15 protein-coding genes and 1 riboswitch are annotated in these 18,741 nt (G+C 60.7%); of the genes, 4 read left to right on the top strand and 11 right to left on the bottom strand.

Annotated features, from left to right (window positions below; all coding sequences use genetic code 11):
- Positions 1-11: 11 nt before the first annotated feature.
- The 7 genes from atzF to AS136_RS16535 form a co-directional block, all read right to left on the bottom strand.
- Positions 12-1,808 (bottom strand): allophanate hydrolase, encoded by a 1,797-nt coding sequence (gene atzF / locus AS136_RS16505; protein WP_023322634.1) that lies wholly within the window; start codon positions 1,806-1,808, stop codon positions 12-14.
- Entirely contained in the window at positions 1,805-5,410 is a 3,606-nt protein-coding gene (uca, locus tag AS136_RS16510) for an urea carboxylase (RefSeq protein WP_023322635.1), read from the bottom strand. The genes atzF and uca overlap by 4 nt, the downstream gene beginning before the upstream one ends.
- 166 nt (positions 5,411-5,576) lie before the next feature.
- Positions 5,577-6,212 (bottom strand): urea amidolyase associated protein UAAP2, encoded by a 636-nt coding sequence (locus AS136_RS16515; protein WP_063266859.1) that lies wholly within the window; start codon positions 6,210-6,212, stop codon positions 5,577-5,579.
- 10 nt (positions 6,213-6,222) lie between these two features.
- Positions 6,223-6,951, bottom strand: coding sequence for an urea amidolyase associated protein UAAP1 (locus AS136_RS16520; RefSeq protein ID WP_023322636.1), 729 nt, complete (start codon positions 6,949-6,951; stop codon positions 6,223-6,225).
- A 4-nt stretch (positions 6,952-6,955) separates the two neighbouring features.
- The gene (locus AS136_RS16525; RefSeq protein ID WP_012541697.1) at positions 6,956-7,732 is read right to left on the bottom strand and encodes an ABC transporter ATP-binding protein; all 777 of its coding nucleotides are present in this window, start codon (positions 7,730-7,732) and stop codon (positions 6,956-6,958) included.
- Complete coding sequence (locus AS136_RS16530) at positions 7,729-8,544, bottom strand: ABC transporter permease (RefSeq protein WP_023297641.1); 816 nt, start codon at positions 8,542-8,544, stop codon at positions 7,729-7,731. The genes AS136_RS16525 and AS136_RS16530 overlap by 4 nt, the downstream gene beginning before the upstream one ends.
- Before the next feature lie 24 nt (positions 8,545-8,568).
- Entirely contained in the window at positions 8,569-9,627 is a 1,059-nt protein-coding gene (locus AS136_RS16535) for a putative urea ABC transporter substrate-binding protein (protein WP_023322637.1), read from the bottom strand.
- Positions 9,628-9,683: 56 nt separating this feature from the next.
- Positions 9,684-9,782, bottom strand: a riboswitch (guanidine-I (ykkC/yxkD leader).
- A 446-nt stretch (positions 9,783-10,228) separates the two neighbouring features.
- Between AS136_RS16535 and oxlT the strand changes: the two genes are divergently transcribed.
- Positions 10,229-11,527 (top strand): oxalate/formate MFS antiporter, encoded by a 1,299-nt coding sequence (gene oxlT / locus AS136_RS16540; protein WP_023297642.1) that lies wholly within the window; start codon positions 10,229-10,231, stop codon positions 11,525-11,527.
- Between the two features lie 37 nt (positions 11,528-11,564).
- Here the strand turns inward: oxlT and AS136_RS16545 are convergent, their stop codons facing one another.
- Complete coding sequence (locus tag AS136_RS16545; RefSeq protein ID WP_162542817.1) at positions 11,565-12,143, bottom strand: GNAT family N-acetyltransferase; 579 nt, start codon at positions 12,141-12,143, stop codon at positions 11,565-11,567.
- A gap of 69 nt (positions 12,144-12,212) precedes the next feature.
- Positions 12,213-12,401, bottom strand: coding sequence for a hypothetical protein (locus AS136_RS16550; RefSeq protein ID WP_004891873.1), 189 nt, complete (start codon positions 12,399-12,401; stop codon positions 12,213-12,215).
- A gap of 338 nt (positions 12,402-12,739) precedes the next feature.
- Here AS136_RS16550 and AS136_RS16555 point away from each other — a divergent pair, with 338 nt between their 5' ends.
- Positions 12,740-13,318 (top strand): TetR/AcrR family transcriptional regulator, encoded by a 579-nt coding sequence (locus AS136_RS16555; protein WP_023322639.1) that lies wholly within the window; start codon positions 12,740-12,742, stop codon positions 13,316-13,318.
- Here the strand turns inward: AS136_RS16555 and AS136_RS16560 are convergent.
- Complete coding sequence (locus AS136_RS16560) at positions 13,294-14,394, bottom strand: iron-containing redox enzyme family protein (protein ID WP_023322640.1); 1,101 nt, start codon at positions 14,392-14,394, stop codon at positions 13,294-13,296. The genes AS136_RS16555 and AS136_RS16560 overlap by 25 nt on opposite strands.
- Positions 14,395-14,597: 203 nt before the next feature.
- On the opposite strand from AS136_RS16560, the gene AS136_RS16565 reads away from it, so the two are divergent.
- Positions 14,598-15,512: a DMT family transporter gene (locus AS136_RS16565; RefSeq protein WP_012968187.1), complete on the top strand. Its 915-nt coding sequence runs from the start codon at positions 14,598-14,600 to the stop codon at positions 15,510-15,512.
- A gap of 40 nt (positions 15,513-15,552) precedes the next feature.
- Here AS136_RS16565 and AS136_RS16570 read toward each other — a convergent pair whose 3' ends face one another.
- Positions 15,553-16,785 (bottom strand): MFS transporter, encoded by a 1,233-nt coding sequence (locus tag AS136_RS16570; protein WP_012541690.1) that lies wholly within the window; start codon positions 16,783-16,785, stop codon positions 15,553-15,555.
- 276 nt (positions 16,786-17,061) lie between these two features.
- Here AS136_RS16570 and AS136_RS16575 point away from each other — a divergent pair, with 276 nt between their 5' ends.
- Positions 17,062-18,669 (top strand): FAD-NAD(P)-binding protein, encoded by a 1,608-nt coding sequence (locus AS136_RS16575; protein ID WP_063266860.1) that lies wholly within the window; start codon positions 17,062-17,064, stop codon positions 18,667-18,669.
- The last annotated feature ends 72 nt before the right edge of the window (positions 18,670-18,741 follow it).

Here is an 18,741-nt window from a genome sequence, read left to right on the forward strand (position 1 = left end):
GGATGTTCCGTTTACCTGGCCAGCCACTGACGCCAGCCGCCCCAGGCGGTGATCTCCGTGGCATCCCCCAGCCCGGCGGCTTCGCAAATAAAGCCCGTCACCCATCGGCCGTTGGCCAGCTCAACCTGTCCCAGCCCCAGCGGCGCGGGAATAGCGGCCAGCAGCGACCCCACCTCGGCGCTGGGTATCTCCCAGACTTCCACCGCTATCGCCGCGCCGTCGCGCTCGTCACGCACCATCGCCGGGCGCTTGCCATCCGCGAGAGCGTACAAACGATAGCGTGGCGCGCTGTGGGTCGCCTGCAGCAACCGACCGCCCCGCGCCAGCAATTGACCGTTTAAGGGCAGACCGGCCAGATGCGCACCGCATACCGCCAGTGCCATCCGGTCATGGCCTGCGGAATGCGCAGGCGGCGGGCTCTCCAGCCGCGCGCCGCCTGCCAGCGGCAGCCGCTCCGCGCGCTGGAAGGCGTCGGCCAGGCTCAGCAAATACTGATCGGTAAACGCCCGGCCAAACAGCGTGACGCCGGAGGGCAATCCGTCAGGCATAAACCCGCACGGCACACTCACCGCCGCATAGTCCAGCAGGTTCATAAAGTTGGTGTAGTAGCCCAGATCGGCGTTGCGGGCGATCGGCTCCGCCGCCAGCTCGTCGAGCGTCACCGGGCGCGGAAAGGTTGGCGTCAGCACGCAGTCCAGCGTATCAAGGATGGCATCGCACTGCGCTTTATACCCCTGCAACTGATACATCGCCTTAAAGGTCGCCGTCGCGTCGATAGCAGGCGCTTTCGCCAGCACGTCGCGAATCACCGGCAGCACGGCATCCGGCTGCTGCTCAATCAGCGGTCCGGCCACCGCATAGCGTTCAGCAACCCACGGTCCGTCATACAGCAGGCGGGCGGCGGCCAGAAATGGCGCGAAATCGATCGCTACCGGCACGCCGCCGAGCGCCGTCAGCCGCTGTACGGCCTGGGCGAACAGCGCTTCGCTGGCGCGGCAACCGAGGAAGTTCAGCGTCTGCGGAACGCCAAAGCGAAATCCGGCGGACGGCCTGCCAAAGGCCTGCCGGCTGTTCCACTGAGGATTGCGGCGGCTGTAGCTATCCTGCGGATCGGTCCGGGCAACCAGCGCCAGCAGCTGGCTGGCCTCGTCGGCGGTAGCGCTGAAAAAGGTCACACAGTCCAGCGTGCGACAGGCAGGGACGACCCCGGCGGTGGAGATCACCCCTTTCGTCGCTTTCAGGCCCACCAGGTTATTCAGTCCGGCCGGAACGCGACCGCTGCCGGCGGTGTCGGTCCCCAGCGCGAAGCTGGCGACACCCAGGGCTACCGCCAGCGCGGAGCCGGCGCTGGAGCCACCGGAGGGGTAAGCCGGGTGGTACGCGTTGCGGCAACGTCCGTACGGCGAACGGGTTCCGTTCAGGCCGGTGGCAAACTGGTCGAGATTGGTTTTGCCCACCGGCACGGCTCCCAGCGCAATCAGCTGCGCGACAATGGTCGCGCTTTGCGTCGGCCGGTATGCAAACGCCGGGCAGGCAGCGGTCGTGACGATCTCCGCAAGGTCAATATTGTCTTTGATCGCGAACGGCACGCCGTACAGCGGAAGCGTCTCTGGCGAATGGCCTTCCAGCGCCGCGAGAAACGGCGCCTGCTCCGCTTCGCTCAGGAGATGGATAAACAGATTAAATTCGGGATTCAGCGTTTCCGCCCGCTGGCGGATCGCCGCCAACAGCGCCCGCGGGGTGGTGTTGCCGTTACGATAGTTCGCCGCCAGGGTCGCCAGGCGTAAATCAAACGTCTGCTGCATCATGCCTTCTCCTCAATAATCACTGCCACCCGTTGCCCGGCACGCACCGCGCTGCCTGGCTGCACATTGACCTGCTGAACCCTGCCATCGCACGGCGCCAGCAGCGGGATCTCCATTTTCATCGACTCAAGCACCACCAGCACATCACCGGCGCGCACCAGACGACCGGCCTCGGTCTGTACCTGCCACAAATTACCGGATACCGGGCTTTCCACCCCCTGCTCGCCCGGCTGCAGCGGCGCATCGCCCGCTTCTTCTGCGGCGCTCTCCTGGCTGTCGAAATGGGCCTGGCCGCTGGCGATCCAGCGATCGCGTTCGGCGTTAAACGCCCGCTGCTGATGGTCGCGAAACGCGTCAATGCTCTGCGTCTCGCGAGCGAGAAATTGCTGGTATTCCGCCAGCCGCAGCGTGCTGTGTTCGATGCGCAGCGGATAGCGACCGAGCGGGAAATCGCGGCGAATCTCCAGCAGTTCATCGGCCGAAACCGGATAGAAACGCAGCTGATCGAAAAAGCGCAGCAGCCACGGCTTGCCGGCAAAATCGGCCACCTCGTGATAGCGATTCCACATCTGCAGAGTGCGGCCGACAAACTGATAGCCGCCCGGGCCTTCCATACCGTAGACGCACAGATACGCCCCGCCGATGCCCACCGAGTTTTCCGCCGTCCAGGTTCGCGCCGGGTTGTACTTGGTGGTGACCAGCCGATGGCGCGGATCAAGGGGCGTGGCCACCGGCGCGCCGAGATAGACATCGCCGAGGCCCATCACCAGATAGCTGGCGTCAAACACCGTGTTCCATACGGCCTGCTCATCCGGCAGATCGTTTATCCGGCGAATAAACTCGAGGTTGCTTGGGCACCACGGGGCGTCCGGGCGGACGGTGGTCATATATTTGTCGATCGCCTTGCGGCAGGCCGGATCGTCCCAGGAGAGCGGGAGATGCACGACCCGCGTTGGAACCTGCAGATCATCGCTCATGCAGACCGTAGCCCACTCCCCGCTGACCCACGCCAGCAGGGTCTCCAGCGCCAGCGTTTCCGGCTGGAAATGCAACTGCAGCGAGCGGATCCCCGGCGTGATATCGATGATCCCTTCCCGGGCTTGCCCTTCAAGGGCCTGCATCAGGGCATGGATGCGAAAGCGCAGCACCAGATCCAGCTCCGCCTCACCGGCCTCCAGCAGCAGATGGGTATCACCGGAGAGGCGCGCCACCAGGCGTTTGTCGGCGTCACCGCAGGTCATCACCACCGGCGAGGTGAGCGGCGCAGGCTGCCAGGCAACGTCCTGCGCCTGCAGGGTCGCCAGCTCCGCGCGACGACCTGCCGCCAGCCGCCGGGCGGTGGGGACGTCCACCGCCACAAAGCGCACTTTATCCCCCGCCTTAAGCTGGCCCAGTTGCCAGAGATCGGCTTCGATAACCGTGACCGGGCAGACGAAGCCTCCGAGGCTTGGGCCGTCCGGCCCGAGGATCACCGGCATATCGCCGGTAAAATCCACGGCCCCCACGGCATAGGGGTTGTCATGAATATTCGAGGGATGCAGCCCGGCTTCGCCGCCGCTGTCACGGGTCCAGACCGGCTTAGGCCCGATCAGGCGCACGCCGGTGCGGCTGGAGTTAAAATGCACTTCCCAGTCGGTGGCAAAAAAGGTCGCCATATACGCCGGGGCAAAGAACTCCGGCGCGCCGTGGGGACCGTAAATCACCCGCAGCGTACGGACGTCCGTCAGCGCGGTGCGCAGCCCTGCGGGAAGCGCCGCGCCTTCCCCTGTCTCAGCCAAAGGCGCAAGATGCAGCACGTCGCCAGCGCGTAGCGCCCGTCCGCCGTGGCCGCCAAACTGGCCGAGGGTAAAGGTGCTTTTACTGCCCAAATAATCCGGTACCTGAATACCGCCGCGCAGGCAGAGATAGCTTCTGACGCCTGGTCCGTTTATTGCCCCCAGCCTGAGGGTCGCCCCCGCCGGAATAGTGAATACGCAGTTCATGTCCTGCCCGGCGCCATCGAGCGTGACGGCGAGCGGCGCGCCGCAGACCACCGCCTGTACGGCGGTATTAAATTTCAGGGTGGGTCCGCTAAGGGTGATCTCCAGCGCGGCGTCGCCCTCGGCATTGCCCAGCAGACGGTTGCCCAGGCGCAGCGCCCGGTCATCCATCGGGCCCGAGGGCGGGACGCCCACCGCCCAGTACCCCAGACGTCCCGGATAGTCCTGGACGCTGGTCTGGGTGCCGGCGCTCAGAACCTCCACGGTATCGGCCCGGTAGCGCAATTGCTCCAGGCAGCGGGTCCAGGGTTCTCCGGCGGTAAACGGCGCAAAGCCGAGGATCTGCTGCAGGTATAAGCGGTTGGTTTCGACGCCATACAGGCGGGTCTCCGCCAGGGCCTGCGCCAGGCCGGCGATTGCCTCATCGCGGCTGGGGCGCCAGACGATAGCTTTCGCCAGCAAGGGGTCGAAAAACGGCGGCACCTCACACCCGGCCTCCACCCAGCGGTCGATGCGCAGGGTGGCGCCGTCCGCCGGTGGAAACCAGACGTCGGTTAACAGTCCAGGCGAAGGCTGAAACTGGCGGCCAGGATCTTCGGCGTAAATTCGCGCCTGAATGGCATGGCCCCGGGGCTGTAGCCCGGCGGCCAGCTCGCTCAGCGGCGGTAAATCCCCTGCGGCCAGGGCGATCATCCAGCGCACCAGATCCACGCCCCACACCTGCTCTGTGACGCCGTGCTCCACCTGCAGACGGGTATTGACCTCAAGGAAATAGAAGCGCTGCGCCGCGCTGTCGTAGACAAACTCCACCGTCCCGGCGCTGCGGTAGTTCACCGCTTTCCCGAGAGCAATGGCCGCGCTACACAGCGCCTGCGCCATCCCATCCGGCAAATTCGGCGCCGGGGTCTCTTCAATCACTTTCTGGTTACGCCGCTGCAGCGAGCAGTCGCGCACGCCGAGGGCGATAACCTCCCCCTCACCGTCGCCGAAGATCTGCACCTCCAGGTGACGGGCGCGTTCGATATATTTTTCGAGAAACACCCCGGCGTCGCTGAAGTTGTTTTGCCCCAGCCGCTGCACCGTGGCAAAGGCCTCGCTCAGTTCGCGGGCGTCGCGGCAGACGCGCATGCCAATCCCCCCGCCGCCAGCCGTGCTCTTGAGCATCACCGGGTAGCCCACCGCCTCAGCCGCCCGGCAGGCTTCCTCGCTGTCGGCCAGCAGTTCACTGCCTTCCAGCAGCGGCACGCCCTCCGCCTTCGCCAGCGCGCGAGCGGTATGTTTCAGGCCGAAGGTACGCAGCTGTTGCGGGGTCGGGCCAACAAACGCCAGTCCCGCCGCCTCACAGGCTTCGGCGAAGGCGGCGTTTTCCGACAGAAAGCCGTAGCCGGGATGGATGGCGCGGGCGCCGCTCTGCAGCGCGGCGGCAATGATCTTCTCTACCACCAGATAAGTTTGCGCTGCCGGGCCCTCGCCAAGGCTGAGTGCTTCATCCGCTTCGCGGACGTGCAGACTGCTCAGGTCGGCTTCGGCGTAAACGGCAACCCCCTTCACCTGCATGGCGCGCAGGGTACGTAAAATGCGGCAGGCTATCGCCCCGCGGTTGGCAATCAGTAAGGTATCAAACATAAGCGGAACTCACAGCGTAGCGGGTCGTCCCGCAACAATTCGTCTTTCCCTGAGGTCGTCCCCGGGGGAACCGGCGCTTAAACGTGGCGCGTCGGCGTGTGATTCAGGCGGTCGGCGCGAACGGCGAACAGCCGAAAGGCCAGCAAACGCCAGCGCTGCCAGCGGGTCAGTTCCATACCAGCACCTCGGCGGGGGTCGGGTTCCAGCCATTGCAGGGATTGTTGAGCTGCGGACAGTTGGAGATCAGCACCATGGCGTTACACTCCGCGCGCAGTTCAACGTATTTTCCTGCCGCCGAGATGCCGTCCGCAAAGGTCAGACCGCCCTCCGGCGTCACCGGCACGTTCATAAAGAAGTTAATGTTGGCGCCGATATCGCGCTTATGCAGGCGGTCATCGTGCAGACAGGCGCAGAGAAAATTGTCCCGGCAGCTGTGCATATAGCGCTTGTCGAGGGCGTAGCGCACGGTGTTGCTCTCCTGGGCGCAAGCGCCGCCGAGGGTATCGTGCCGCCCGCAGGTATCGGCCACGATGGTCATCAGCGGATGGCCGAGGTTGGAATAGAGCACGCTGCCGGCGGTCAGGTAGGCGTTCCCCTGGCGACGCAGCGTGCGCTGCGCATCGTAGCGCTCGCGCGGGTTGTCGGCGTTGTAAAACAGGGTATCAATCGCCTGATTGCCTTCGAGATCGAGCAGGCGCAGGGTTTGCCCTTTTTTAACCTCAAACAGCCAGGGTTCCCCGGCCGGGATCACATGGCGATAGACGGCCTCTTCCGGGCGTCGGTTACTGGTGATAACGGTCATGAACGCCTCCTTACAGGGCAAAAAGTTGGGTATTACGGAACGCGCGCTGATTCTCATCGCGGGTCAGGAGCGCCTGGATGGCCGCGTCCTCATCGTCGGCCTGATACCAGCTCAGCTGCACCGGACGGGGGGCATATTCTGTGGCCGGATCCTGGGGATGCGGCAGCGCGGTGAGCACCAGCAGGACGTCCATCGGGGCAAACAGCTCAACGTAATCCCCGGCGCGACTGTTGCCGGCAACAAACTGGAAACGGCCCTCGTCATCGACGGTGACTTTGCTGAAGAAGTTGACCACCATCAGCAGATCTTCCAGGCCGAGATCCCATTTGCCCATCTCCACCAGCAGGTTATCGACGCCGTTGCGGTAGAAGCCATTACGTAATTCCTGGTAGCGTCCGGCGCCATATTTGTCATGTGTCTCTTCGTCGTTAAGGACCCCGCCGAACGGGTCGTGCCAGCCGCAGCTGTCGGCGACGATCCCGGCCAGCACTCGGCCCATGTCGGAGTAGAAACAGTGTCCGGCGGTCAGGCGCGCAGTATGCTGGCCCTTGAGGGTATCCGGCAGGTTCAGACGCTCACTTTTCTCATGGGGGTTGAGCATCATCATGCTGACGTTCGCCCCGCCGTCGATATCAGTCAGGCGCAGGATCTGCCCTTTGCGCAAAATCAGCGAGGTATGCGCCCCGCCGGGAAGCCGCTCTTCGCGCAGGCTGGGAGTGGCGTGAAAAAGTACGGTCATCAATTTATCTCCTTAATGCGTAAACGTTGGTGTCACTACCGGTCGCCAGCTGCGCCATCCGCGCCTCATTGAGCGGGATATCGTAGGTAATGCGCGCTCCCCAGGCGTTAGGCGCCTGCGGATCGATGCGCACTTTGTCGAACACCAGCAGCCGGGTGCCCAGGTTGAAGCCTTCGGCCAGATCGTGGGTGACCATAAACACCGTCATGCGCGTTTCGCTCCACAGCTGGAGCAGCAGCGCATGCATATCTTTGCGAATGCCGGGATCCAGCGCGCCGAAGGGCTCATCGAGCAGCAGCACCCGCGGCTGCATCACGAACGCCTGGGCGATGGCCAGCCGCTGTTGCATCCCCCCGGACAACTGCGCCGGATATTTATCCAGAGCGTGCCCCAGCCCCACTTTCTCCAGCATGTGCTGGGCCTGTTGCCGGGCCTCGCGTTTTCTGCCGCCAAACAGGCGCCCCAGCAGCGGGGACGCCGGCAGCTCCAGGCCGATGGCGACGTTATCCAGCACGTTGAGATGCGGAAACACCGAATAGCGCTGGAAGACCACGCCGCGGCTGCGATCCGGCTCCGCCGCCAGCGGCTGGCCATCGAGCAGGATGTCGCCACGGGTCGGTTTTTCCTGACCGAGCAGCAGGCGTAAAAAGGTCGATTTACCACAACCGGACGCGCCGACCATCGAGCAAAACTCGCCCTCTTTCACCTGCAGATTGATGCGCTCCAGCACCACGTGATCCCCGTACTCCTGCCAGATGTTTTTGATGTCGATAAAACTCATCCCCGGCCTCCTTCCGCCCACGGGAAACAGGCTTTGTGCAGCTGGCGCAGCGCCAGATCCATCAGCCATGCCAGCAAGGTGATCCAGATGACATAGGGAATAATCACGTCCATCGCCATATAGCGCCGCACCAGGAAAATGCGGTACCCCAGCCCGGCGGTAGCGGAGATGGCCTCAGCGGAGATCAAGAACAGCCATGCCGAGCCCAGCAGCAGGCGCAGAGAGGTGATCAGCCGCGACAGCAGCTGGGGAAGCACTACCCGCAGTACCAGGGTCCAGCTATTGGCGCCGAGGGTCTGCGCCTTAATAAACAGCTCCGCCGGGATCTCCTTCGCCCGCTGCTCCAGGTCGCGCGCCAGCATTGGCGTAATGCCGATGACGATCAGCATCACTTTCGACAGCTCATCGAGGCCGAAGACGATAAACAGCACCGGCAGGATCGCCAGCGGCGGGATCATTGACACCACCGTCAACAGCGGCGACAGCGCCGCGCGGTACATCGGGAAGACGCCGGCGGCGATGCCGATACCGAGGCCGATCAGCGACGAGACGGCCAGGCCCGTCAACAGACGGCTCAGGCTGATCAGCGTATCGGCCCACAGCAGATACTCACCGCTGCGTTTGTCCGGGGTGAACGCCATCCGGTCAATGGCTGCCACCATCTGCGACAGGCCTGGCAGCAACTTGTCCTGCGGATTGGCTTCCAGCCGCACCGCCGATCCAATAAACCAGGCAGCGATCAGCACGACAAAAGGCAGCAGCATCAGCGTCAGGCGCATCCCCTTTTGGGGATAACGGTTAATGTGGCGCATGGCGTGGTCTCCCGGCGATAATCATTACAGCTGGCCCGCGGCGGCCAGCTTCAGGTAGCTGTCGTCAAAGCGCAGTTTGCGGTTGGCGGCATCGCCGAGGGTGACATTTCCCGGGAAGGTCATACCGATAAAGTCCGCGCTCTGCGCCCCTTCACCCAGCAGGCCTTTATCGAACGAGAACTGCGCCACTCGCTGCATCGTTTTCGCCAGATCCGGCGAGGAGATAAACGCCAGGGTGTCGGCAGGCGTCCAAAACAGATGGGTTGTTTTCAGCTGTGCCTGGTAGCCAGCAAGATCGGTGCCGGAGTCGGCGGCCATGGCGCTCAACGCCTGGCTATCCCCGGCCTTCATTTTGGCCATCATTTCAAACCACGCGCCGGTCAGGGCTTTGCCCAGCGCGGGGTTATCTTTCAGGGTCTGGGTATTCACCACCATCATGTCGATAAGCTCGCCCGGCACCTGTGAGGAGCTAAACACTTCGCTGGTTTGTGGGGTCTTTTTGATAACCGACAGCTGTGGATTCCAGGCCACCGCCGCCCGCACGCCGCTGGTGCCGAAGGCCGAGACGATATCGGCATCCGAGGTATTCACCACCTTGACGTCTTTTTCCTGCAGCCCGGCTTTTTCCAGGCCGCGCACCAGCAGATAGTGGGATACCGACAGCTCCGGGAGATACACCGACATCCCTTTCAGGTTGCTGAGCTTTTTATCCGCCCCTTTCAGGACCACCCCGTCGTTACCGTCGGAGTAGCTGCCGGTGATCAGCGCTGTGCTGTCGACACCGCCCGCCGCCGGGATCGTCAACGCGTCCATGTTGGTCATCGTGCAGCCGTCAAACTGCCCGGCGGTGTACTGGTTGATGGATTCGATGTAATCGTTGAGCTGGACGATATTGATCTTGATGCCGTATTTGCTGGCCCATTTATCAATGATCTTTTCGTTACTGATGGTTCCCCAGGGCATCCAGCCGGCGTAGATGGTCCAGCAGACGTTGAACTCTTTTTTGACGGCGGCAAACGACGGGACGCTGGTCAGCAGCGTCAGCGACAGGACAAGTGAGCGGAGGAGCGGCGATGTTTTCATGGTGGACCTCTGGTTAGCACGAGAAACGGAGCAGCGCGACACCCAACGGTGCTGCTGTCTCCCGGGCTTTTATCCCGCCGTGTAACCTCGCCGAGGTCGCCAGCTCTCGGACCAGACGTTCACCGCGGTGAACCGGAACCCTAGCCAGCTATTGTGTGATCTGAATTGTCTGTTGCGCTGCTTTCTGCCGATGTTGTTGCAAGCGCCATGCCAGGAGCCAGAGGCCGCTCACAGCCGCGTTTCGCCGCCAGCGGACGCATCGATTCCCAAAAATGGGGAGTGATGTTGGGGCATTGCATGGCTTTGGTGCAGGAAAACGCTGAGTGCATGCGCCGACATTCTGCGGATTTGCCACGAACGTTTCCCACGCACCGCGATGACCCATTTGCACCGCTTCAGTGCCGCCCATTCACCATGTCGCATCCCGTCAGTTACCACCTCATTACATTAACCTGCTGAATATAAATGATTATTTTATATGGCACGTTTAATGCTGTGCGCTTGTATACCGCGATGTGGACAAGATCGTATGCCGTATGGCCACAACACGTCGTCACTCTGCGGTCGCCACCTTCCCCTTTCCGTGAGGCATCCAGGGTGGATGCGTTTCACGGAAGCCTGCTTACTGAAAACGGAGAACAACATGACGACACTCAGCGAACCGTTGGTTACCCCGAAATATGGCAAATGGCGCCAGCTGGTGCTGGGCTTGATCTGTATGGCCGCCATTTCCAGTCCGCAATATGTCTGGACGCTGCTGACAAAACCTCTGGCCGCCAAGCTTGGCGTGGGTTTGCCAGAATTGCAGGTCACCTTCTCCCTGCTGATCATCCTGCAGACCTTCTTTTCCCCTTTTCAGGGGCGGTTAGTGGAAAAGTTTGGTCCACGGCGGCTGATCGCTATTGGCACGGTGATGGCGGGAATGAGCTGGGTGCTTTCCGCGCAGGTGAATGGCCTGGCAACGCTCTGGCTGGTTTATGGCTGCATGGGCGGCCTCGGGACCGGGATCGTCTACATCGGCGTTGTCGGCCTGATGGTCAAATGGTTCCCACAGCAGCGGGGATTTGCCGCCGGCTCGGTGGCGGCGGGCTACGGGATGGGGGCCATCATAACCACCTTCCCCATCTCCCTGTCGCTGACCACTAACGGCCTTGAACACACGATGACGACTTTCGGGATCCTTTTCGCCCTCGTCGGCTTCCTCGCCAGTCAGGGGCTGAAGCTGCCGCCGCCCGCTGTCTCCCAGCCCGTCAGTCAGACGGTGGCGCAGAGCAGCAGATCGTTTACTTCCCGGGAAATGCTGCGCCAGCCGCTGTTCTGGCTGATGTTCGCCATGATGGCGATGATGTCGACTTCCGGGCTGATGGTCACTTCGCAGATGGCGGTGTTCGCCGAGGATTTCGGCATTAGCCAGGCGGTGGTGTTTGGCATGGCGGCGCTGCCGCTGGCGTTAACGATAGACCGCTTTACTAACGGCTTAACCCGGCCGCTGTTTGGCTTTATTTCCGACCGCTTCGGCCGCGAGCAAACCATGTTTATCGCCTTTGCGCTGGAAGGCGTGGCGATGATGCTCTGGCTGGCGTGCCGGGAAGATCCGCTGCTGTTTGTCCTGCTCTCCGGGGTGGTGTTCTTTGGCTGGGGGGAGATCTTCTCTCTCTTCCCGTCGACACTCACCGATACGTTCGGCAGCGAGCATGCCGCCACCAACTATGGCTGGCTGTATATTTCTCAGGGCATCGGGTCAATTTTTGGCGGTCCGCTGGCGGCACTGCTCTATCAGTACACCCACGGCTGGCATGTGGTCTTCAGCTGCGCTATTGGTCTTGATTTTGTCACCGCCGCCCTCGCGCTGTGGGTGCTAAAACCGTGGCGCGCGCGCTTTATCCGCCAGCACAGCTAACTGCAGCGCTGACAGAAGTGACGGCTCGCCCGTCACTTCACGGATATTCGCTGCGCAGCAGCGCGTACAGGTACTCATCGCCCCACTCGCCTTTAAAAAAGATATTCTGCCGGTAATGCGCCTCGCGACGAAAGCCCAGCCCTTCCAGGAGTTTGATCGCGCCGGAATTGCGGGTATCTACCACGGCTATCAGCCGATGATGGGCTAACTGTTCAAAGAGTAAGGCCATCACCGCCTGAATGGCTTCTCTGGCATAACCCTGGTGCTGATATGCCGGGGAAAAGGTCATCCCCAGCTCGGCCTGTCTGCCCTGATCGAAAAAATGGATCCCCACATCTCCCGCCAGCGCACCGTTGGCCTGGATCTCTACGGCAAGCTGGAACCAGCTCTCATCCTCAGCAAAGGCCAGCGAACGCTGTTGTTCATAGAAGGCTCTCGCCTCTGTCATACCATATTGGGTCCAGCTCTGAAAACGGGCCACCTCCGGCAGATTGCGATAATGGCTGAAAGACGGCAGATCTTCCGTTCTGAACCGGCGCAGCAGCAGCCGGGGCGTGGTCAGGGGTAACATCATCTCTTCTCTTCTTCTTAATGAGACAGGCAATCGCGGGGCCATCTTAACCTGCTAGCCTCAACCCAGCCATCGCACTTCCTTGTCAATTTAATATAAAGTTAAATTTCGATATTAAAATTTCACAAACCGATAAAACATTACAATAACAAATACGAAAAACAGGGGAACAAGCCAGAGAGGCGTCTTTGGAAAAAAGAGCCCTTGCGCCACGGCGAAGAGGATGGTCAATACAGCTGGGCCATAATATGAAATTAACGACCTGAATATTCTTCGCAGCAATCTTTTAATAAAATTCATCATAGTTATCGGATCATCCTGGTAATGATGTCTGTAATACCCTCATTCGATGCCTGTCCTGCTGTAACCGTCTCAGACTTCAGAAATAATGGATATCAGAAAGTACATCATTCACAGCTTATGTGTATAAAGGTCCGAATAATACGCCGGTTCGGAAACATTAGGACATGACTTGTGCAAGTCTACGCAATCTTGTTTTTATTGAGGAAACCGACGCCGCTTAAACCGCGGCTGATTTACTTTTTGCCCGTCTGGCGGCAAGATCCGGCATAATGCACCGCTGTCGCAGGACGGCCGTGTCACCGGCAGTCGTGACAGCGAACCATTCGACAGGAAAACGCATGAAGCCAAAACAAGCGGACATTCTCCGCCACGCCAGCGCGCTGTTTAATCGCGAAGGATATCAGTCGCCCAGCATCGAGCGGATTGCTGAACATGCCGGCATCTCCAAAATGACCTTCTACCGCTATTACGCCGATAAAGAGGCGCTCATTCTGGCTATCCTCAAGCAGAAAGAGAGCGAATTTATGCAGGATTTGGCGCAGATCACGGCGGATAAAGCCACCGCGCGGGAAAAGCTGTTTGCCGTGTTCGACTACTACCATCGCTGGTTTACCTGCGACACGTTCCACGGCTGCATGTTTACCCGCGCGCTGTTTGAATATGGCGCGTCATCGCCGGCGATCCGGGAGCAGTGCTCCCGATTCAAGTCGCTTCTCTGGCAGTTCTTCCGCGATATCCTCCTGCAGGTGTTAAAACCGGAACCTGCCGAGCGGGTCGCCATGATGATGGTGATGCTCATCGATGGCGCTATCGCCGCTCAGCAGGCCGAGTCCGCCGAATGCCGGGAGATCCCACCGGGGATCACCGCCTGGAGCGCAGCCAAAGCGCTTATTTACTCAGAAGGCGGTACGCTGTGAGATGATGCGCTGCCGTCCAGCGACTGCAGGGCCGCCAGCAGGCAATCATAGTAATCGTTGCAGGTTTGCAGGCGCAGCGCGGCGCCAAAGTAGACCTCCTCCATCGCCGCCGGATGTTTTTTGCCAATCGGCACAATCACATTGTTTAGCCAGCCGTCCGCATGACCGATATCGACGGTGATATGTTCGGCATAGTAATGTACGTCGCGATCGGAAAGCCCAATCCGCCGGCAGCCCGCCACCAGCTTTTCATACTGCGGTGGGTCGAGCAGCTCGGTCATCGCCATGACCCCCAGCGATTTGTAATAATGCTGACGGTTTACGCCGCCCAGCATAAAGGCGTTATACCCGGCCAGACCCTGCCAGTCGTACAAATGGGCAAAATGATTGTCCGGCAACGCGATATTCCGCCGCTTCAGTAAATCCTTATACAGATTGACGTGGGTGATCTCAGTGCTGCCCTGACCTATCTCATCCCACAGATTTTGCGCAATCTCGGCGCGGGTTTCCGGCAGCGAACCGACCAGCCCCATCGCCACAAGATCGAAGAACAGCAGATTCAGCGCGCTGTCGCTTTTGAAGAAATAGTCGATCTGCGCCGCGGAGGCCTCGCTGGCAAGGAAATCGAACAGCGGATGATGAGACGCCGGGTGCTGCTGGCATAAGGCGCGCAGTTCGTCGACGATATTGCCGGCGTTAAGCACCGGTCTCTGGCGGTGGAAACGTTTGCTTTCCGCCCGCAGCCACTCAGACTCAATGTAGTTTCTGATCCCGGAGAGCAGCGGATGAAACTGATTAGCTGCCGCTGGCGAGAGCGGGTCGGCAAGCCAGGACTGATAGAGGATGAACAACCCATGGTGAGCGCGCTTTTTGGCCTGTGGATCGTCAGCGGAGAAGGCGCGGATGCAGGTATTCTCAGTCAGATGCCAGGCTCTGTCGGCCACCAGCGGGTTGGCCGTCAGCTTCAGCGACAGCGCGTTGCTGTGCAGAAGCTGGTCAATTAACTCATCCAGTGTCAGCCTGGCCATCACCGCGGTCTGGTCACTACCAATGACCCCATTTTCTGTGTTACGCATGGATTTGTCCCTGTTAAATGCATGGCAAATATACGGTATAGTACCGTTCGCAACGCGGCAACGAAAATTTAGGAATAACAAATATCATATTGTAAAATAACTACTTTTAATAAATAAAACAAAAGACCACTATAAAAATATTGATATTATAAAATTATTAAAGTTACCATCTAGTACAGTGATAAGCGACGCAAGGAATCAGCATGCCCTATCTGTTACTGACGCTGGCCGCCCTGTTCTGGGGGGGAAATTACGTGGTCGGTCACGTGCTGGTTCAGGGCGTGGATCCGATCCTGATGACCGAAGCGCGATGGGCGTTGACGGCGCTGCTGCTGGGCCTGCTCTACCGCCGGCAGATCGCCGCCAGCCGCCACCTGCTGCGGGAAAACGCGCCGGCGGTGCTGGTGCTAACGCTCTGTGGCCAGGTCAGCTTCCCGCTCACGCTCTATATTGGCCTGCAAACCACCTCCGCCCTCAACGCCGCCATCTATATGTCCGCCACGCCAAGCATGGTGCTGCTGATTAACCGGCTGATTTTTCGTGACCCGGTATCGGCCCGCAACTGGCTGGGGGTCATCTTCAGCACCCTTGGCGTGATGATCCTGTTATTCCAGGGGAACCCACTGCATGCCACCTCGCTGCATACCTTTTCCGTCGGCGATCTGTGGGCCATGGGGTCGGCGCTGAGCTGGGCGCTCTACTGCTCGCTATTACGTCTGAAGGACCGCCGGATCCCGGCGAATGGCTTTGTCGCCGTCAGCTCGCTGCTCGGCGCCCTGATCCTGCTGCCCATCGTCATCTTCTGGCTGATGCGCCACCCGGCGCAGGACTGGGCCGCCTGGCGCGAGCCGTTTTTCCTCAGCGGCCTGGCGTATCTGGTGATTTTCCCGTCGTGGCTGGCCTATCTGTTCTGGAACAAAGGTATCGCCGCAATTGGCGCCACCCGGGGAGAAATTTACACCCATATCATCCCGCTCTCCGGCGGGGTGTTGAGCATCCTCTTCCTGCATACCCAGCCGCATGCCTGGCATCTGTTCAGCGCCCTGTTTATCATGGTGGGGATTGGGATCTGCTCGCTGGAGAAACGCCAGGCGGCGGCAATTCGTCTGCGCGGCTAACGTACGCTGCCGGGCGCCTGACGACGCCCGGCAGCAGAAGTTAACGGCTGGTGGAGAGCGGCTGGCGATGTCCCGCTCCTGCGGGCTGGATCACCCGTCCCTCGCGACCAAAGAAGGTCAGGACGGTAATGACAATCGCCACCGTACCGGCCACCAGGGCCATCGCCAGACCGTAGTTATGTCCATGATGCTGGGCGATTGACGCCTGGAGAGTGGCATTCACCGAAGCCAGCAGATTACCCAGCTGATAGACGAAGCCAGGCAGCACCGCCCGGGTGTTGGCCGGGACCAGTTCATTGAGCCAGGTGGGGATCACTCCCCAGGCCCCCTGCACCATAAACTGCATCAGAAACGCCCCCGCCCCCAGCGCCAGCGAGCCGCTGGCGAAAGCCCACAGTGGAATGACCGGCAGCGCCAGCAGGGCGGCGATCATAATCGCTTTGCGTCGGCCAATCTTCTCCGACAGCGAACCGAAGAATACGCCACCCATAATCGAGGCGATGTTGTAGCAGACCGCGATGATGCTGACCGTTTTAGGCTCGAAGCCGTGCTGGACTTTCAAAAAGACCGGGTAGAGATCCTGCGTCCCGTGGGAGAAAAAGTTGAATGCCGCCATCAGCACCACCAGGTACAGGCACAGCTTCCAGTGACTACGCAGTACCGGCAGCAGCGCCGTGCTCGCTTTACTTTGCCGGGCCGCCAGCCAAACCGGGGACTCCTCGACGCAGAAATAGATAAACGGCAGCAGCAGCACCGGCGCGGCGCCAATCACAAACATCCCGCGCCAGCCGAGTTGTTCAAACAGCAGGCCGTAGGCGACGGCCGCCAGCAAATAGCCGAAGGGATATCCCGCCTGGAACAGGCCGGACATCAGGCCACGCGAGCGGTCGGGGATCGTCTCCATCGCCAGCGACGAGGCCACGCCCCAGATCCCGCCCATCGCCACGCCATACAGCACCCGCAGCAGAAAAAACAGCAGCAACGACGGCGCGGCGGCGGAGAGCAGCTCAAAGGCGGAGAAGAAGACGATATTCAGCATCAGAATGGGTTTGCGGCCATACTTTTCCGCCGCCCTGCCGAAAATCAGCGCGCCTATCGGCCGCACGGCCAGGGTAAGCAGAATCGCCAGGGTGACCTCTTCAAGGTCGACGTGAAACGAGTGGGCGATATCGCTCAGTAAAAAGACCAACAGAAAGAAATCGAAAGCATCGAGCGTCCAGCTTAAAAAACTGGCAATCGCCGCGTTGCGCTGTCGTGAAGTCCAGCCATGCATCTTGTCATCCCTATCCCGACGGCGTTGCCGGGAGCTTGCGCGGCGTCCGGCAGAGCAAGCTGGTGTCACCGCTTATGTAAATTGTTTGTATAGAAAGTTGCTCTTTTGTTAATTACACCCTTTTTCCGGCCGTCGGCAAGTTTATTAGCCTGCTAATTTGTTTCAAATTGCGTGTAACGGCCCACCGGATCGGCAATTTTCGACCAGAATTAAGGACAGGCTGGCGACAGTGAACCGCTGTCCATGCCGCATCCGCCCACAGGAAGGGAGAGAATCATGAAGAGAGTTGCCATCGTCGGCGTGGGGCCGACGGGGATTTACACGTTCTATGAACTGGTGAAGCGTGGCGAGCCGCTGGGGATCACCCTGTTTGAAAAAGAGGCGCAGGCCGGGGTGGGTATGCCCTACAGTGACGATAATACGGCGGCGCAAATGCTGGCTAACATCGCCAGCATTGAGATCCCCCCTATCGACCTGACCTATCTGCAATGGCTGCAGCAGCACAGCGACGCCTGGCTGGCGGCGCGCGGCCTCGAGCGGCACACGCTGCATGAGCGCCAGTTCCTGCCGCGAGTGATCCTCGGCGAGTACTATCGCGACCGTTTTCTGTATCTCACAGAGCGGGCCCGGGACGCCGGCTTCATCGTTAGCGTTTGTGAATCCTGTGAAGTGACGGATATTGCCGTCCAGCCCGCCGGGATCGCCATCCACACTGATAGCGCGGCAGAACCGGTTATCGTCGACCTGGTGGCGATTGCCACCGGCCATCTGTGGCCTGAGGAAGAGCGCGCCAGTCGACAGTATTTCCCCAGCCCGTGGACCGGACTGATGGACGTCCGGATCGCGCCCTGTCGGGTCGGGATCCTCGGGACCTCTTTAAGCGCCATTGATGCCGCCATCGCCGTGGTGGCCCAGCATGGTGTTTTCCATACTGAGAACGACAAAACGACCCATTTTACCCTCCATCCTGGCAGCGAGGCGCTGGAGATCACCCTGCTGTCGCGCAATGGGGTGCTCCCGGAAGCCGATTTTTACTGTCCGATCCCATGGGAGCCGCTGGAGATCGCCACCCCTGCCGCCCTTGAGGCTGCCGTCGCGCAGGGCAGTGACGGGCTACTGGATCGGGTATTCGAGCTGGTCGTGCAGGAGCTGGAATATGCCGCCCCGGCCTGGTGCGAGGCGACGGGGCTGCGCCAGCTAACGCCTGACAGCATCGCCGAGGCCTGGTTTGCCGACCGTCTCACCCATGACCCGTTCCAGTGGGCGCAACGCAATCTGCAGGAGGTGGAGCGCAATAAACGCGAACACCACACGGTGCCCTGGCGCTATGCCATTCTCCGCCTGCACGAGGCGATTGAAAGCGTGGTGCCGGAACTCAACGACGAGGACAGCCGCCGCTTCCGGCGCGGGCTCGCCCGGGTGTTTATCGATAACTATGCCGCCATCCCGCCGGAATCCATTCGCCGGCTGCTGGCCCTGCACCAGGCCGGTATTCTGCGTATTGTGGCGCTCGGCGAGGATTATGACCTGCAGCGCGAGTCTCACCGAACGCTGATTGTCCATCATCAGCAGCGCTGTGAATTCGATGTGTTTATCGATGCCCGCGGGCAACAAGCATTGAAAACCCGGGACCTGCCCTTCCCATCGCTGCGCAAGCAGCTGCTGGCCTGCGGCGACGACATTCCGGACGTCGGCGATGACTACACGCTGCAGGCGCCCGAGACGCTGCGCGGCCGGGTCGCTTTCGGCGCCCTTCCCTGGCTGATGCACGATCGTCCCTTTGTGCAGGGGCTGACGGCCAGCGCCGAGATTGGCAGCGCGATGGCCCGTGCCGTGTCGCAGCAGGCAACGGGCCGCCGGCGCCGCCTGTGGTTTATCGAATAGCGGGCTGCTTAAACGCAATATCCGAATAAAGAAGGGTAAACAGGCGTGCTATAAACAGTGACTGTTCGCCCC

It is taken from the genome of Klebsiella sp. D5A, from assembly GCF_001620885.1.
Lineage (GTDB): Bacteria > Pseudomonadota > Gammaproteobacteria > Enterobacterales > Enterobacteriaceae > Klebsiella > Klebsiella variicola.

Excerpts from the sequence above, each read along its gene's own strand:
- atzF (WP_023322634.1), bottom strand. The coding sequence starts at position 1,808 with ATGATGCAGCAGACGTTTGATTTACGCCTGGCGACCCTGGCGGCGAAC.
- uca (WP_023322635.1), bottom strand. The coding sequence starts at position 5,410 with ATGTTTGATACCTTACTGATTGCCAACCGCGGGGCGATAGCCTGCCGC.
- AS136_RS16515 (WP_063266859.1), bottom strand. The coding sequence starts at position 6,212 with ATGACCGTTATCACCAGTAACCGACGCCCGGAAGAGGCCGTCTATCGC.
- AS136_RS16520 (WP_023322636.1), bottom strand. The coding sequence starts at position 6,951 with ATGACCGTACTTTTTCACGCCACTCCCAGCCTGCGCGAAGAGCGGCTT.
- AS136_RS16525 (WP_012541697.1), bottom strand. The coding sequence starts at position 7,732 with ATGAGTTTTATCGACATCAAAAACATCTGGCAGGAGTACGGGGATCAC.
- AS136_RS16530 (WP_023297641.1), bottom strand. The coding sequence starts at position 8,544 with ATGCGCCACATTAACCGTTATCCCCAAAAGGGGATGCGCCTGACGCTG.
- AS136_RS16535 (WP_023322637.1), bottom strand. The coding sequence starts at position 9,627 with ATGAAAACATCGCCGCTCCTCCGCTCACTTGTCCTGTCGCTGACGCTG.
- oxlT (WP_023297642.1), top strand. The coding sequence starts at position 10,229 with ATGCGTTTCACGGAAGCCTGCTTACTGAAAACGGAGAACAACATGACG.
- AS136_RS16545 (WP_162542817.1), bottom strand. The coding sequence starts at position 12,143 with ATGGCCCCGCGATTGCCTGTCTCATTAAGAAGAAGAGAAGAGATGATG.
- AS136_RS16550 (WP_004891873.1), bottom strand. The coding sequence starts at position 12,401 with ATGATGAATTTTATTAAAAGATTGCTGCGAAGAATATTCAGGTCGTTA.
- AS136_RS16555 (WP_023322639.1), top strand. The coding sequence starts at position 12,740 with ATGAAGCCAAAACAAGCGGACATTCTCCGCCACGCCAGCGCGCTGTTT.
- AS136_RS16560 (WP_023322640.1), bottom strand. The coding sequence starts at position 14,394 with ATGCGTAACACAGAAAATGGGGTCATTGGTAGTGACCAGACCGCGGTG.
- AS136_RS16565 (WP_012968187.1), top strand. The coding sequence starts at position 14,598 with ATGCCCTATCTGTTACTGACGCTGGCCGCCCTGTTCTGGGGGGGAAAT.
- AS136_RS16570 (WP_012541690.1), bottom strand. The coding sequence starts at position 16,785 with ATGCATGGCTGGACTTCACGACAGCGCAACGCGGCGATTGCCAGTTTT.
- AS136_RS16575 (WP_063266860.1), top strand. The coding sequence starts at position 17,062 with ATGAAGAGAGTTGCCATCGTCGGCGTGGGGCCGACGGGGATTTACACG.